The following is a 14,893-nucleotide window of genomic DNA, read 5'->3' as shown; positions in this document are numbered from 1 at the left end:
CGGGGCGAACCCCCTGTCACCCCCAAATCTGGCGCGGCCGGTGGCCGCGGTGCTTGCACCGTCGGGCTTCCGCCCTTCGCCGGCCAGCTCCGCTGGGCGTAGGGGACACGCCCCCTGTCACCCCCGCTGGGGTGGCTGGCGTGGTGATGTGACTGCGAGTGATCCCCCAGTCTCTGAGTACTCCGATGGTCATAGCAGGCAGGCTTCGGTTTGAGATGGGGCTCTACTCCGCCAACACCGCCATGAACTCGCACTGGATCAGCGAGGCGCCGCCCAGCGCCTGCGTCATCGTGTGGCGCGAGGGCCGGCTTTCGGCGTCCGGGAACATCTTCACCCACTCGGCGTTGATGAACTCGCGGTACTGGATGTCTTTGACCCAGAAGGTCATCGCAACGATGTCGTCCGGCGAGCCGCCGGCCTTCTGCATCACCGCGCGCACGTGCTGGAAGATCAGTGCCGCCTGCCGCTCCGGCTCGGGCGGCATCGCGTGCGTGGCCGGGTCCATGCCGAAGATGCCGCCGGTGCGCACGATGTTGCCGACCTTCGAAGCGAAGGGGATCGGGTTCGAGTGACCGATCCCTTCGAGGTCAATGGACTGCCGCCGCTTCGCCATGCGCCTTCTCCTCGTGCCGGCAGGCCCAGTACGGCCCGCCGCGTTCGCCTATCCCTGCCTTCGCAGGCGAAGGCTGTCCCTATCCTACGAAGGCTGTCCCTTTCCTACGAGGAAAGGGATATCAGAGGGCTGCCGGATCGCCTCGACCCCCACCCTTCCCGCGTCGGGAAGGGAAATCCGAGCGCCCGCGCGAGGGAGGCATAGGCCCGCGGCGGGGTTAGGCCCGCGCCCGCATCACCTCGCGCACGCCTTCCTCGACCTCCACGTCCTGGCCCAGCACGATCGCCACCGAGCGCACCCGATAGGCGTCGCCGTTGCTCGCCTCCGGCGGCGCGATGCCCTGCTGGAGGTTCTTCACCGCGCGCAGCAGCCGCCGCCGCATCGCGATTACGGCCAGGTCGGTGGTGCCCAGGTGTTCCTTCCAGCGCCTGGTGACCGGCCCCCACTGGTCGGACTGCACCGCCATGTCCTGCTCGCGCACGCCGTAGATGCCGGTGAAGGTCTTCGTGCGCTGCGAATCGCGGTCGATCAGGTAATCGTTGGCTTTGTTGGCCAGCGTGTCGAAGCCGCCGGGCAGCAGCCGCACATGCGCGCCCAGGCCCAGCTCGTTGCGCTTCAGCTCCTCTGCCGTAAGCGCCCGGTCCGGGTGCCACGTTGCCGAAAAGCCGTACATATGCGTGTCGTCGATCGGCACGGCCGCGGTGAAGGTCTGCGGCGCACCGGGGTCGTTGGGCACGATCGTATAGGTCGGCATCATATACGGCGTGATCCGCCAGTAGAAGCCACCCTCGGACGCGTTGCGCCGCGCGGTGATCATCAGGCCGTAGTCGGTCGTCTTGATGCTGAAGTGCGGGGAGCGGTCGAAGGTAAAGTTGCCGCCCACGGCGCCGGTTCCGGGCGTGACGCCGCCCGAACCGACCATACTGTGCAGGAACGAGACGTGGGCCGAATCGACCTCGCCCTCGACGTTCTGCAGGTAGTTACACTCCTGGATGCGCTTGGAGACGATGCGATGGCTCGCGGGCACGCGCGTCCACTCCAACTCCGGGAAGACGGCGCTGGTGCCCTTCGGCCCCATGTAGACCCAGACCACGCCGCCGCGCTCCTCGGTCGGGTAGGCGACGGTCTGGACCTTGTCGCGGAAGCGGTGCTCGGCCGGCTCGTTGGGCATATCCATGCAGTGGCCCTGCACATCGAACTTCCAGCCGTGGTAGACGCAGCGCAGGCCGCACTCCTCGTTCCGGCCCCAGAAGAGGCTCGCGCCGCGGTGCGGGCAGTAGCGATCCAGCACGCCGACGCGCCCTTCGCTGTCGCGGAAGGCGATCAGGTCCTCGGAGAGCAGCGTCAGGCGCACGGGCGGGCTGTCGGGCCGCGGCAACTCGCTGGAGAGCAGCGCCGGCAGCCAGAAGCGGCGCAGCAGGCCGCCCATCGGTGTCTGCGGCCCGGTTTCCGTCAGCAGCCGGTTCTCTTGTTGCGTAAGCATGCGTTACACCTCGCCTTTCCCCTCTGCCGTCCGCCGGCAGGGACGTTCGTGAACGGCAACCGTCCTGCGCGCCGGCGGGAGGTTCGTTCCTTCGCTCGCCGGTTCAGCCGCCGCGCAGGCGCGGGTCGAGCACGTCGCGCAGCGCATCGCCCAGCATGTTAAACCCGAAGACGGCCAGCGAGATCGCGATTCCCGGCCAGACCGCGAGCAGCGGCGCCCGATTGATGAAGCGCTCCGCGTTGCCGCTCAGCATCTGCCCCCAGGTGGGGATCGGCGGGGGAATGCCGAAGCCGAGGAAGCTGATGATCGACTCGATCAGGATCACGGTGCCGAGCTGCACCGTCGCGATCACCACGATCGTCGGCAGCACGTTGGGCAGCACATAGCGAACGAGCATGCGCGGCGTGCCGATGCCCAGCGAGCGCGCCGCCTCCATGTACAGGTTCGTGCGCATCGCCAGCACGGCGCTGCGCACCACGCGCGAGAACCCGCCGGCCAGGATCAGCCCGATCGCCAGGATGATCTGGAACATGCGCTGGTCCGCGGGCTGGAGCCGCAACGTGAAGGCGCCGAACGGGATGCTGAAGTCGCTGGTCGGCGTGCCGAACATGGCGGCGAAGACGATCAAGAGCAGGATCGCCGGGAAGGCGATCCAGACGTCCACGAGCCGCTGCACGATCAGATCGACGCCGCCGCCGTAGTAGCCCGCGATCACACCGACCACCGTCGCCAGCGTGGTCGAGAGCGTCACCGTGCAGACGCCGACGATCATGCTCACGCGCGCCCCGTAGATGATGCGGCTGAACATATCGCGGCCGACGTCGTCCGTGCCGAGCAGGTGCGCGGGCGAGAAGCCGCTGAGCAGCGAGGTGTAGTCGCGCGCGTCGTAGCCGTAGGGCGCGATCAGCGAGGCGAACAGCCCGGCGATGAAGAGGGCCAGCACCAGCACCCCGCCCACCGCGCCGAGCGGCTTGCGGCGGGCAAAGCGCAGGACTTGCCCCGGCCAGGCGGCCACGCCGGTCTGGTCGTGCGCTTCGCGCGCGATGGCGAGACCCTCGCGCAGCGGTGCGGTGTTCGCCATGGGCAACTGCTCCTGTTTGGGCAGCGCTACCAGTGAACCGGCTCTGCCGAAGCCTGTGCCTGGCTCACCGGGCGCCGGATCGTCCCCCACGATCCGCTCATGCGTATTCCACCCTACGCCCTACGCCCTACGCCCTCATCCATAGCGGATGCGGGGGTCGAGCAACGAGTAGGTCAGATCCACCAGCAGGTTCGAAAGCACCACCACGAAGGCGATCAGCAGCACCACGGCCTGAATCACCTGGAAGTCGCGGTTGGTCACCGCCGTGATCAGGTAACGGCCGGTACCCGGCACACTGAAGATCTGCTCCAGCACCACCGTGCCGCCAAAGAGGAACGGCACCTGTAGGCCGATCAGCGTAATGATCGGGATCGCCGCGTTGCGCACCGCATGGCGGCGCACGACGGAGCGTTCGCGCAGCCCCTTCGCCCAGGCGGTGCGAATGTAGTCCTGCCGCAGCACCTCCAGCATCTGGGCGCGCGTCAGGCGCATCACGGTGCCCGAGAGCGCGAGCCCGAGGATGAACGAAGGCGGCACGATCGTTTGCAGGTTGGAAAACAGATCGTCCCAGGGCTTCACGTAAGTGAGCGGCGGCGCGTAGCCGAACCAGCGGGCGCCGAAGGTGATCACCAGCGTGCCGATCCAGAAGCTTGGGATCGAGAGCGCGGCGATCGCCAGCGATCGTGCGGCGTAGTCGCTTACCGTGTCCTGGCGCACCGCGGAAAGCACGCCGACCGGCACGGCGATCGCCAGCGAGAACAGCAGCGCCAGCCCGCCCAGCTCCAGCGTCACCGGCATGCGCGCGGCCATGTCGGAGCCGATCGAGCGCTTGCTCACCACCGAGGTGCCGAGATCGCCGTGCAGCACGCTACCGAGCCAGGTACCGTACTGCGCCAGGATCGGCTTGTCGAGGCCAAGCTCGTGGCGCACGGCGGCGAACTGCTCGGGCGTAGCCGTATCGCCGAGGATCGCCGTCTCCACGCCGCCCGGAATCACGCGCAGGATGGCGAAGACGAGCAGCGAGACGCCGAGCAGGGTGATCAGCATCAGGCAGAGACGCTGTGTCAGGTACGTTCCCATGCGCTGTCCCCAGTTGACCGGGCCGGCTCCGCGCTGGCGTCCGCACACCGCCAGGGACGAACGGCCTGCCGCCAGTCTACGCGCCCGCAGCCGGTGCGCGCCGCCGGCTGGCGGCGCGCAGCGGCCGGCTCCGTGCTACGAGGTGAGCCAGAGATTCCCCCAGACGTTCGGCCCGGGGCCGAACAGCGCGTCGGCCACGGTGAAGTTCGCCACGCGCGGCTGCAGGAAGGTGTAGCCCACACCGTTCACCATCGCCGTGAGGCAGTAGACCTGGGCCATCAGGTACTGCTGCACGTCCTTCGATGCCTTGAGGCGATCGTCTTCGTTGAGCAGCGTCCGCGCCTTGTCGATCATCGCGTCGAGCTTCGGATCCTTGAGCTGGGAGATGTTGGTGCTGCCCTTGGAGTGCCAGAAGCCGTACAAATACTCGTCCACGTCCGTGCGGATTGCCAGCCCCCACCAGGCCATCGAATCGACCGGCACGCCAGCGTAGAGGTAGCCCTTGCCGCTGTTCTGCCAGTCCTTGATGTAGTCGATCGGCACGTAGGTCATCTTCCAGGGCAGGGCGCTGAGCATGCTGTTGACCGTCTCGCTCTGGTTCTTCAAGAGCGGGTCGGCCGGGCTGCCCACCGGCATCAGGAACTTGGTCGAGAGCTTCGCGCCGCCGGCCGCGTCCATCAACTGTTTCGCCCGCTTCACGTCCACGTCATACCACTGCTGCACGTCCTTCGGAATCTCCTCCCAGGTGATCACCCATTTGCCGAAGTCCGGCGTCACCAGGAAGGTGCGGATGTACTTATCGCCGTAGTAGACCTTGCCGTAGGCGTTGCGGTCCACGGCCAGCGAGATCGCCTGGCGCACGCGGATGTCCTGGAAGATCGAGCTCTTGTCGCCCAGCGGGTAGAACATGATGCCGTTGCCGTTGCCGATGTTCTGGATGATCTCGGCCTTCGCGTTCTGCTTGGTCATCGTCGGCACGTCGTCCTGGAGCACGCCCACATTGTCCAGGTTGCCGGCCGAGAACTGCGCCAGCCGCTGCGCCGGATCGGGAATGATCACCTGTTTCACCTGGTCGATGTAGGGGCGGCCCTTCTCGAACCAGTTGGGGTTGCGCTTGAAGATCATCGAGACATCGGGCGTGTAGCTGTCCAGCGTGAACGGGCCGCTGCCGATCATCTTCTTCGTGGGGTCGAAGCCGCCGTTCGACGCTTCGCGCGGCATCACCCAACCGAAGATCGAGGAGGCCATCGTGCGGGAGAAGGGCGCGTAGGGATAGTTGAGCTTGAAGGTGACCGTCGTCTTGTCCGGCGTCTCGATCTTGGTCGGGTCGATCATCAACAGCGAGCCGTGGTTGGCTGACGTCGGATCGACCGCCCGCGTGAACGACGCTTTTACATCTTCCGAGTCGACGACACGGCCGTTCAGCGGATCGACGTTGTGGAAGGCCGCGTCCGGACGCAGCTTGTAGGTCCAGGTTTGCGCGTCCGGCGCCTCGAAGCTCAGCGCCAGGTCCGGCTCGATCTCCTTGTTGTTCGCCGCGGCGAGATCCCAGGGCGACTTGAAGCGGTAGAGCCGGCTGTAGACGGCGCTCGCGGCGCCCATCGTGTTGGCGGAGTTGGTCTTCAGCGGGTCCAGCGTCGGCGGGTTGGCGAAGATCGAGGTGACGTAGGTGCCGCCCTTCACCGGCGTCTGGCCGGCGGGGTTCTTGCCCGTGCGGTTGATCAGGCCGTTCAGCGAGGTCGGCGTATTCGCCGTCTGTGCCCCGGCCGGCGCCGGGCTGCCCGATCTCGCCGCGCCGGCCGCGTTGCTCGGCGCCGCGCCGGCCGCGTTGCTAGCCGACTTATTGTTCTTGGACGAGCTGCAGGCGATCGCCCAGGCGCTCATGAGCCCTGTTCCCGCAAAGGCGGCACCGCGCAGGAAGGTGCGACGGCCGTAGCGCCGCTGCGCCGAACGGGTCCAGTAGTTCTCTTCCTGACCGTTCATCGATCCCTCTCTCCTCACACGGCCGCTGCCCGCTGCCGCTAATCACCGATCGCAATGGCCGCATCCGCGCGGCAGCGCTTGCCGGCGGCGCCACATCCTCAAATCACGCTTGCTGCCGCACCTCCTCCTCGATGGCCCTCACGTCATCTCCTCCGCCCCGCTCCCACTCGTTGCACGATGGGCGAGGGGCGATCGCGCGTCGGGAGTTCCGTGGCCGGAACGGTTAATCCAGCGTCGATCGGGCCGAGCCCCGCAAGATTCCCTGCACTTTCACGGTTCCGAACCGCCTTCAACACCCCATACGCTTGCGCCGGCCAACCGGTTTCACCCGCCCCACACCCGCCGCGCCGTCTGCACCACGAGGCGCAGCTTCGCCTCCTGCTCGGCGGCGGTGATCGGATTGCCCGCTTCCGCCGAAGCGAAGCCGCACTGCGGGCTGACGGCCAGTCGCGCCAGCGGCAGGAACTGCTGCGCCTCATGAATGCGCGCCGCGACCGTGTCCGCGTCCTCCAGGTGGCCTTCTTTGGTCGTCAGCAGGCCGAGCACCGCGCGCTGCCGCGGCAGCAGCTCGCGCAGCGGGCTGAAGTCGCCGGCGCGCGGCGTGTCGTACTCCAGCAGCAGCACGTCGACGTTGCTCAGCAGCGGGAAGAGTGGCGCGGCGATCGCGCCGTAGCCGCCCTGCGCGTTCCAAGCGCCGGCGCCGTTGCCGCGGCAGATGTGCATGGCGCGGGTGATGCCCGCGACGCCGTCGAAGACCGAGTTGTCGAGTTCGCCGTCGAACTGCAGGTCCGCGATCGCGCCCGTGCGCCCCTGGCTCTGCATCAGCGCCTGGAAGTCGGGGTCGCAGGCGCGGCCGTAGTTCGGCGCATCGAGCTGAATGTAGTCGCAGCCCATCGCCGCCACGTCGCGCACCACCCGGCGCGTGAAGTCGCGGATCTCGGCGAGGAACCCCTCCACCGTGGGGTAGGCGGCGCTGGAGTGCTGCTCGTGCCAGTGCGTGCGGTAATAGCTCGGCGCGGGGAAGGTGTACTTGGTGCGGCGGTGCGCGTGCGCCTTGAGAAAGGGATACTCGGCCTGTGCCGCGTCGCTCTGCATCTTCACGCGCTGAGTGACGAAGGGCCACGAGCCGCCGCGGTCGTCGCGCACCTGCGCGTGTTCGGCGTCGCCGGTGCGCCAGCTGTAGCCCGATCCGCCCTGCATGGCGCTGAAGCCGGAGAGCACGGTGCGCAGCGGCGAGTTCCAGCCGGCGCGGCGCAGCTCGCCGTCGCTGATCACGTCGAGGCCGAGGCGCTCCTGCAAGGCGATCGCCTCGATCACGGCGCGGTCCTCGACCTCGCGCAGCTGCGCCCCGTCCAGCCTGCCCTCGCGCGCCGCCTGCCGCGCCGCCTTCAGATAGTCGGGCCGCAAGAGGCTGCCCACGATCTCCGCCCGCGCCACACCGGTGCGCGTCTCTGCCGTCATGCTGGAGTCCTCCTGCCGGTTGCGCGGCCCGCGCCGCTCCTTACAGATGGTTGCAAAACCCGCGTCCGGCCCACGGGGCATACTCACGCCATTCACCCGCCAGCGGGTTTTGCAACCATGTCTTAGCGCGCCGGCCTACTGGTTCAGCCACATCTCGACGCGGTACATCGGAATCGTTGCGGGCGTGACCTCGTAGTCGCGCACGTACTTCCAGCGAGGCTGATAGGTCGTGGTGTTCTGGGTGTAGATCATCGGCGTGTACTTTTCCAGCAGGGCGATCTGGATGTCCTTGACCAGCTTGATGCGCGCGTCCTTGTCCAGTGTGATCTCCGACTGGTCGATCAGCTTGTCGATCGCCGGGTCTTTCAGCCCGGCGTACTTGTGCACGTGCCGGGTCTCGGTCGCCTGCAGCCGCAGCGGCACCTGCGGCGAGTCGTAGCCCGGCCAGTAGGCGACGAACGTGTCCCAGTTGCCGGTCACGATCTTGCCCTGCAGCCACTCCGCCAGCGGCATGGGCAAGACCTTCGATTTGACGCCGGCCTGCGAAAGCTGCTGCTGCAGGATCTGGCAGCCCTGGTCGTTCTGCGGCGTGTCGATCGTGCTGATCTCGATCTCGTGGTTGAAGTCGAAGCCGGCGGCGTCGAGCAACTGCTTCGCCGCTTTTGGATCCTGTTGGAAGTACTTCTGCGTGTCCTTCGGATCGAGCTGGTAGTCGGCCAGCCCCGCCGGCATCGGCCCCGGCGGCACCACGCCCTCGCCCCCCTGGATCAGGTCCAGGTACTGCTGGCGGTTCGCCACGCGGTACAGCGCCTCGCGCACGCGCGCGTCGTTCCACGGCGGCCGCGTGACATTGGCATTGATCGTCTGCATCGAGAGGCCGAGATACTGGTCGATCTCGATCTTGCTGCCCAGGTCGCGCTTGACCGGGTCCAGCATGTTGTTGACGGGAATCAGCCAGAGATGGATCTGCTCGCTGCGGAACGCGGCTTCCTGCGCGGCCGAGTCGGTGATCACCGTAAACTCGCGTTCGTCGATGTAGGGCAGCCCCTTGCTCGCCTCGTGATAGCCGGCAAAGCGCCGGTAGAGATAGTGCACGTTCATCTGGTAGTCCACCATCTCGTACGGGCCGCTGCCGACGGACCAGGCCATGTCGAGGTTGCCGATCAGCTCGCGCGGGAAGATGCACTGCGCTCCGGGATCGGCGAGCTGCGTGCCGGAGAAAAGGTAGGCGTTCGGCCCTTTCAGCTTGAAGACGACGGTCTGCGTGTCCGGCGCCGTCACGCTGTCCATCGAGCCGGTCTGAAAGGCGTTGTTGCCCGCCCGCTTCTCGTCGCGCACGTAGATCTCGCTCTTCACGACGTCGTCGGCTTCCACGGCGCGGCCGTCGACCGGGGCACGGTTGTGGTAGGTCATGCCGGGCTTCAGCTTGAAGATCACCGTCGTGGGATCGGTCAGCTCCACGCTCTGCGCCGCCTCCAGCACGTACTCTTTCGCGGTGTCCTTGTTCAGCCGCGTGGAGATCAGCCGGTCCCAGACGTGCATGGCGCCCAGGCTGAGGCGCTGCCCCGAGTCCGTCACCGGATTGAGGCTCTGCGTCGAGTTGACGTAGGCCTGCTTCAGGCGCCCGCCGCGCTTGGGAGCGGCCGTGGCCGCCTTGGCGGCGGCGCTCGCGGCGGCGGACGCGGCGCCCGCCGGCGCAGGCGAAGCGCCGCCCGTGGTGGCGGTCTGCGCCGGCTGCCTGGCATTGTTGTTGCTGCCGCTGCAGGCCAGCAGCCAGGCGCCGGCCGAGCCGGCCATCACACCCACGCTGCCACGCAACACCTGCCGGCGGCCGTACCGGCGCAGCCTTCCCAGCACTGGTTGATACCGCTCCATCGCTGCCTCCGATGAATCCTGCTCGTCGCCGTCGTTCTGCCTGATCTGACCCGCGGCCCGCCGTGAAATCCGCCTGCCTCGGCGCCATGTTCTACCCGAACAAGCGGCCCCGGTCCCGCGGTTATGCGGGCTAGCCGGATCCGCGCAGCCGCGGATCGAGCCGGTCGCGCAGCGAGTCGCCCAGCATATTGCAACAGAAGATCACGATCATCAACGCCAGCACCGGCGCATAGAACAGCCAGGGCGCCAGCACCATGTAGGTGCGCCCCTGAATGCTGATCAGCCCGCCCCAGGAGGCCGCCGGCGGCGCCACGCCGTAGCCGAGGAAGCTCAAGCCCGCCTCGGCCAGGATCGCCATGCCCACGTTGATGCTGGCCAGCACGATGGCGATCGGAAACAGGTTGGGCAGGATATGCCGCACCATGATTCGCAGCGGGCCCGCCCCAAGCGAGCGGGCGACGTCGATGAACGGCTGCGCCGTGACCGTCAGCGTCGTGGCCCGCAGGATGCGCGAACCGATGATCCCGGCGAACAGGCCCAGCACCAGACCGATGGCGAGCACGCTGCGGCCGGCAATCGCCACCAGCGCCAGCAACAGGATAATGCCCGGCAGCGCCTGCACGACCTCCACCACCCGGCCGACCGCGTAGTCCCAGGGACCGCCGAAAAAGCCGCCGGTCACGCCCAGCAGCAGGCCCGCGATGCCGCTGACCACCATGCTGACCAGGCCGACGGTCATCGAGATGCGCGCCCCGTAGATGATGCGGCTGAGCTGGTCGCGGCCAAGGTTGTCGGTGCCGAGCAGGTGCCTGCTGTTCGGCGACTGCAACTGCTCCGTCAGGTGCGTGGAGGTCGGCGGGTACGGCGACAACCGCGGGGCGAAGAGCGCGACCAGGCAGATCAGCACCAGCACGACGGCGCAGGCTGAGCCCAGCGGATTGGCACGCACGATGGCCGTGAACGTGCGCACGCGGCCGCGCTCCCGCGGCGCTCGCTCGCGCAGCAGGGACGCCGCACCCAGTCCGCCGGCATCGCCCAGCATCGATCTACCCCACACCGCTCTGCGACACTTTGATGCGCGGATCGATGAAGCCGTAGGAGATGTCCACGAGCAGGTTGACCAGCATCGTCCAGAGGCCGACGACCACGGTGATGCCCTGCACGATCGGCCAGTCCTTGGTGTTGATCGCGCTCACCGCCAGCGTGCCGATCCCCGGCAGACCGAAGATGCTTTCGATCAGCACCGAGCCGGAGATGACCCCGGCGATCTGCAAGCCCAGCACGACGACCACCGGGATCATGCCGTTGCGCACCGCGTGCCGCACCACCACGCTCGGCGCCGAGATTCCCTTCGCCCGCGCCGTGCGGATGTAGTCCTGCCGCAGCACCTCCAGCATCTGCGTGCGCACGATGCGGGTGACGGCGCCGATCACGCCGACGCCGAGCACCGCACAGGGCAGGATGAACTGGCTCAAATGCCCGATCGGGTCTTTGGAGAAGGAGATGAACGTCACCGGCGGCGGATGATGAAAGTAGATCGCCGGCAGCAGCACCACGGCCGTGCCGAGCGCGAAGTTGGGGATCGTCAGCCCCACCACGGCGATGCCGCGCAGCCCCCAGTCCAGCACGCCGTTCTGATTGACCGCCGCCAGGATGCCGAGCAGCGTGCCGACGCTCCAGCCGATCAGCAGGCCGCCGGCGGTCATCACCAGCGTGACTTCGATGCGCTCGTTGATCAGCCGCGTCACCGGCCGCGCGTTGTAGAGCGACTTGCCCAGATCCCCCTTCAGCAGCCCGCCGGTGTAATTCAGGTAGGTGATCGGCAGGGGCTGATCCAGGCCGAGGCGCGCTTCCAGCTGGGCGCGGCTGGTCTGCGAGGCCTTGTCCTCGCCGAGAATGATATCGACGGCGCTGGTGGGTGTCAGGCGACCGAAGATCACTACCGCGAGCACCAGCAGCAGCAGCGTGGGCACGAAGGCGAGCAGCCGCCGCACGATGTATCCCGTCACCCGCCCGCCGCCTTTCCGCCGCGCTCAGCCACCACGGACCGGCTCAGGCGAACCAGAAGTCGGCACAGAGGATCGCCGCGTCGAAGTTGCTGACCGTGCCGTAACCCGGGTTGAACGTTTGCACACCGCGCACGTTGGGCAGCGTCAGCATCACCGCCTTCTGCTGGTTCATGGGGATGATCCACATCAGGTCGCGCAGCTTCTGCTGCAACTGATCGATCGTCTGGTTGCGCGCCGTCGCGTCTGCCTGTGTGTAGGCCTTGTCGATCAGCGAATCGACGGTCGGATCCGTCCATTTCGTGTAGTTGCGCGAGCCACCGGTGTGATAATGCAGGCTCGCCTCCAGGATCGGACTCGGCGGCGGCGAAGAGATGTAGTTGACGATCTGATAGTCGGCCTTGCCCAGCGTCGCGGCGAACTCACCGTTGTCCTTCGCCTCGCGGATCGTGAGCTTGGCCTCGGGGAAGGCCTTGCTCCACTGGTCCTGCACGATCGGCGCGTAGCCGGTCGAGCCGGTGAGCGGCAGCGTGTAGATCTCCAGGTTGACGCCTTTGCCGTTGGCGAAGCCGGCGGCGGTCATCATCTGCTTGGCGTTGGCGAGATCCTGCTGCTTCGTCGCCGGATTCCAGCCCGGCTGCTGCGCGACCTGGTCGGCGGTCCAGGTGCCGGGGAAGCCGGCCGGCAGCGGCCCGGAGTAGTTCCAGTAGTTGGGCTCGATCACGCCGTCGTTGAGCCCCTTGTAGTCGAGCGCCAGAAACATCGCCTGTCGCACGCGCTGGTCGCCCAGCGGCGCCACGTTCTGGTTGAAACGCAGATAGTACCAGCTGATGCCCGGATAGACGTACTGCTTCGTATCCGTCTTCTGCTGGAGGATGGTCTTGCGCCGTGAGGCGACGATGCCGAGCCCGGAGGAGATGCTGAGCTTGCCGCCGATGAAGGCGGCAATGTTCGAGGCCGTGTCGGTGAAGGCGAGAACCTGCGCTGCATCGAAGTACGGCTTCCCCTGGCGCCAGTATTTGGGGTTGGCCTTGAAGTGCGCCTCGCCGGTGAGCTGGTCGTAGGTGTCCCAGATGAAGGCGCCGGTACCGCACAGTCCGGTGTAGTTGGAAAAGTTCGGGTCCGCCTGCACCAGCTCCGGCGGCACCGCCCAGTTACGCCAGTCGGAGATGCCGTTGAGGAAGAAGGCGTTGGGGCTGCTCAGCGTCACCTTCGCCGTCTTTTCGTCCACCACGTCGGCCTTGCTCAGGCCGGTGAGCGTGGCGGCGCGCTGGAACTGCCCCTTGCGGTCCGGATTGAGCAGGCCGGCGATGCGCTGCAGGTTGAAGGCGATGTCGTTGGCGTTGAAGGCGCGGCCGTTGGTGACCTTGCCCTCGTGCCAGGTCACGCCCTGGCGCGGATGCAGGATCACCGTCGCCGCGTCCGGCGTCTCCCAGCTTTCGACCAGGGCGCCGCGCAACGGCTCGATCGTCTGCTGGTCTTGCTCGATCAACTTGTCGCCGATGAACGACCAGTAGGCGTTGGAGCGGAACAGTGAGGTGTGCGGATCGGGCGGTTCGGTGCTGGCCGATCCGCCATCGATGATATACGTCCCGCCCTTCTTCGGCGTGCCCTCGGCGGAGGCGCTCGTCACGCTGGCCACGGCGCCGGGCGTGCCGCTCGCCGGCGAGGCGGCGCCGCCTGCGCTTGTGGCCGCCCGCGTGGCGGCGGTGCCGGCCTTGTGATTGTTGCTGCCGCTGCAGGCGAGCAGGAACGCCCCGGCCGTACCCGTGGCCAGCGTGACCCCGCCACGCAGCGCCTGCCGGCGGCCGATGCGGCGCGCCGGTTGTCGTAGAGGCTGGTATTCGCTCATCGCTGCCTCCGCCCGAACTCTGCTCCGGCCTTCGACGATCTCTCCGGGAATTCTGAGCACGCGGCTGCCGGCGCGTACGCGACCACGGCGCGCGGTCCGGCGCAAGCCGGTGCGGGTGGGCGGGAGTATAGCCGACGTGGGCGCGGCCGTCTTTGGGGGTTCAACACAGGATCGGCGGCCGGCGCGTTGGCATGACGACACAAGCGCCGCACGTTGCTGCGCCTTGTGCACGCCGCACAAGCCAGAGAGAGGCGAGTTTGGCGCCGCGGCCTGATGTATCGTGGCGCCGGCGAGCGCAGACTGGCTGCGACTCGGCAGGCGGCGCAGCCGCGGCTGCGACCGGCGGCAGTGCAGCGCCGCGCGGAGAAGGTGAACGATGGGCGAGATTCTGGGCATCGGCACCACCCACTATCCGGGGCTGGTGGGCGTGGACACCAACCTGGCGGGCCTCGTGCGCACGATCATGCAGGATCCGGGGCTGCCGGAACGTTATCGCGACCCGGCCAACTGGCCGCCGGAGATGCGGGCCGAGTACGGCGACGACGGCGGCGCCGCCTCGGCAAAGCAGCACCGCGCCGCGATCGTCAGCCACTTCCGTCGGGCGCGCGAGGAGCTGGACCGCTTTCAGCCCGACGTGGTGATCATCTTCGGCGACGACCAGTACGAAAACTTCCGCGAGGACATCATCCCGCCCTTCTGCGTCGAGGCCTACGACGAGATCGTGACGCGGCCCTTCGCCCATCGCCAGGGCGCCAACGCCTGGGGCGAGCCGCAGGACACGGAGTTCCGCTACAAGGGCAACCGCGAGGCGGGCAAGTATTTGACGCGGCGGCTCCTGGAGCAAGACATCGACGCCGCCTACGCCTACCAGCCGGCGCACGACGCGCTCTCGCACGCCTTCACCAACACGCTGCTCTTCCTCGACTACGACCGCAAAGGCTTCCCCTACGCCGTCCTGCCCTTCCAGGTCAACTGCTACGGCAGCAAAGTGATCAGCCAGCGCGGCGGCCGGCGCGCCCTCTCCGACCCGGCGCGCGAGGGCGATCTCGATCCGCCTTCGCCCAGCCCGTCGCGCTGCATGCAGGTGGGCGCCGCCGTGGCCCGCGCCATGCGCGAGAGCCCGTGGACGGCGGCGCTCGTCGCCTCCAGCAGTTGGTCGCACGCCTTTTTGGTGGACAAGAACTACCAGCTTCACCCCGACACGCCCGCCGATCGCCGCCTGTTCGAGGCGCTGAGCGGCGGCAATTACGATGTCTGGCGGCAGACGCCGCTCAGCAGCTTCGTCGAGTCGGGCGAGCAGGAGATGCTGAACTGGGCGATGCTGGCCGGCGCGATGGACGCGCTGGGACGCAAGCCGGACGTTTGCGAGTTCGTGCAGAGCTGGATCTTCAACTCCAACAAGGTCTTCGCCGTGTTCCGGCCGTAGAATGCGCCCTGCTATGCTGCTTCCGGCCGCGCG

General features: G+C 67.6%; 11 protein-coding genes. 1 reads left to right on the top strand and 10 read right to left on the bottom strand.

Translation table 11 applies throughout. The features are described from left to right. Positions 1–223 precede the first annotated feature (223 nt). From VKV26_20960 to VKV26_20915, 10 genes are all read right to left on the bottom strand, one after another. A complete protein-coding gene (locus VKV26_20960) occupies positions 224–613 on the bottom strand; it encodes a Rid family hydrolase (GenBank protein ID HLZ72382.1) in 390 nt (129 codons plus the stop codon). A gap of 217 nt (positions 614–830) precedes the next feature. Further along, complete coding sequence (locus tag VKV26_20955; protein HLZ72381.1) at positions 831–2,096, bottom strand: Rieske 2Fe-2S domain-containing protein; 1,266 nt, start codon at positions 2,094–2,096, stop codon at positions 831–833. A 103-nt stretch (positions 2,097–2,199) separates the two neighbouring features. Further along, a complete protein-coding gene (locus VKV26_20950; protein HLZ72380.1) occupies positions 2,200–3,177 on the bottom strand; it encodes an ABC transporter permease in 978 nt (325 codons plus the stop codon). Between the two features lie 135 nt (positions 3,178–3,312). Continuing rightward, entirely contained in the window at positions 3,313–4,257 is a 945-nt protein-coding gene (locus VKV26_20945; GenBank protein ID HLZ72379.1) for an ABC transporter permease, read from the bottom strand. A gap of 135 nt (positions 4,258–4,392) precedes the next feature. Beyond that, the gene (locus tag VKV26_20940) at positions 4,393–6,240 is read right to left on the bottom strand and encodes an ABC transporter substrate-binding protein (GenBank protein ID HLZ72378.1); all 1,848 of its coding nucleotides are present in this window, start codon (positions 6,238–6,240) and stop codon (positions 4,393–4,395) included. A gap of 324 nt (positions 6,241–6,564) precedes the next feature. After that, positions 6,565–7,701 (bottom strand): cobalamin-independent methionine synthase II family protein, encoded by a 1,137-nt coding sequence (locus VKV26_20935; GenBank protein HLZ72377.1) that lies wholly within the window; start codon positions 7,699–7,701, stop codon positions 6,565–6,567. Between the two features lie 135 nt (positions 7,702–7,836). Beyond that, positions 7,837–9,576: an ABC transporter substrate-binding protein gene (locus VKV26_20930; GenBank protein HLZ72376.1), complete on the bottom strand. Its 1,740-nt coding sequence runs from the start codon at positions 9,574–9,576 to the stop codon at positions 7,837–7,839. 130 nt (positions 9,577–9,706) lie between these two features. Next, on the bottom strand, positions 9,707–10,618 hold the full coding sequence (locus VKV26_20925; GenBank protein HLZ72375.1) for an ABC transporter permease: 912 nt from the start codon (positions 10,616–10,618) through the stop codon (positions 9,707–9,709). Positions 10,619–10,622: 4 nt separating this feature from the next. After that, entirely contained in the window at positions 10,623–11,585 is a 963-nt protein-coding gene (locus VKV26_20920) for an ABC transporter permease (GenBank protein ID HLZ72374.1), read from the bottom strand. Between the two features lie 43 nt (positions 11,586–11,628). Beyond that, positions 11,629–13,434, bottom strand: coding sequence for an ABC transporter substrate-binding protein (locus tag VKV26_20915; GenBank protein ID HLZ72373.1), 1,806 nt, complete (start codon positions 13,432–13,434; stop codon positions 11,629–11,631). A gap of 376 nt (positions 13,435–13,810) precedes the next feature. On the opposite strand from VKV26_20915, the gene VKV26_20910 reads away from it, so the two are divergent. Beyond that, positions 13,811–14,860: an extradiol ring-cleavage dioxygenase gene (locus tag VKV26_20910; protein HLZ72372.1), complete on the top strand. Its 1,050-nt coding sequence runs from the start codon at positions 13,811–13,813 to the stop codon at positions 14,858–14,860. Positions 14,861–14,893 lie beyond the last annotated feature (33 nt).

Source organism: Dehalococcoidia bacterium, from assembly GCA_035310145.1.
Taxonomy (GTDB): domain Bacteria; phylum Chloroflexota; class Dehalococcoidia; order CAUJGQ01; family CAUJGQ01; genus CALFMN01.
The sequence above is the reverse complement of the archived record's forward strand: the minus strand, read 5'-3'. Positions and strand labels throughout refer to the sequence as shown.

Bases quoted from the DNA above. Each gene is read 5' to 3' on its own strand.
- VKV26_20955 (HLZ72381.1), bottom strand. From the start codon at position 2,096: ATGCTTACGCAACAAGAGAACCGGCTGCTGACGGAAACCGGGCCGCAG.
- VKV26_20960 (HLZ72382.1), bottom strand. From the start codon at position 613: ATGGCGAAGCGGCGGCAGTCCATTGACCTCGAAGGGATCGGTCACTCG.
- VKV26_20935 (HLZ72377.1), bottom strand. From the start codon at position 7,701: ATGACGGCAGAGACGCGCACCGGTGTGGCGCGGGCGGAGATCGTGGGC.
- VKV26_20930 (HLZ72376.1), bottom strand. From the start codon at position 9,576: ATGGAGCGGTATCAACCAGTGCTGGGAAGGCTGCGCCGGTACGGCCGC.
- VKV26_20925 (HLZ72375.1), bottom strand. From the start codon at position 10,618: ATGCTGGGCGATGCCGGCGGACTGGGTGCGGCGTCCCTGCTGCGCGAG.
- VKV26_20945 (HLZ72379.1), bottom strand. From the start codon at position 4,257: ATGGGAACGTACCTGACACAGCGTCTCTGCCTGATGCTGATCACCCTG.
- VKV26_20940 (HLZ72378.1), bottom strand. From the start codon at position 6,240: ATGAACGGTCAGGAAGAGAACTACTGGACCCGTTCGGCGCAGCGGCGC.
- VKV26_20910 (HLZ72372.1), top strand. From the start codon at position 13,811: ATGGGCGAGATTCTGGGCATCGGCACCACCCACTATCCGGGGCTGGTG.
- VKV26_20950 (HLZ72380.1), bottom strand. From the start codon at position 3,177: ATGGCGAACACCGCACCGCTGCGCGAGGGTCTCGCCATCGCGCGCGAA.
- VKV26_20915 (HLZ72373.1), bottom strand. From the start codon at position 13,434: ATGAGCGAATACCAGCCTCTACGACAACCGGCGCGCCGCATCGGCCGC.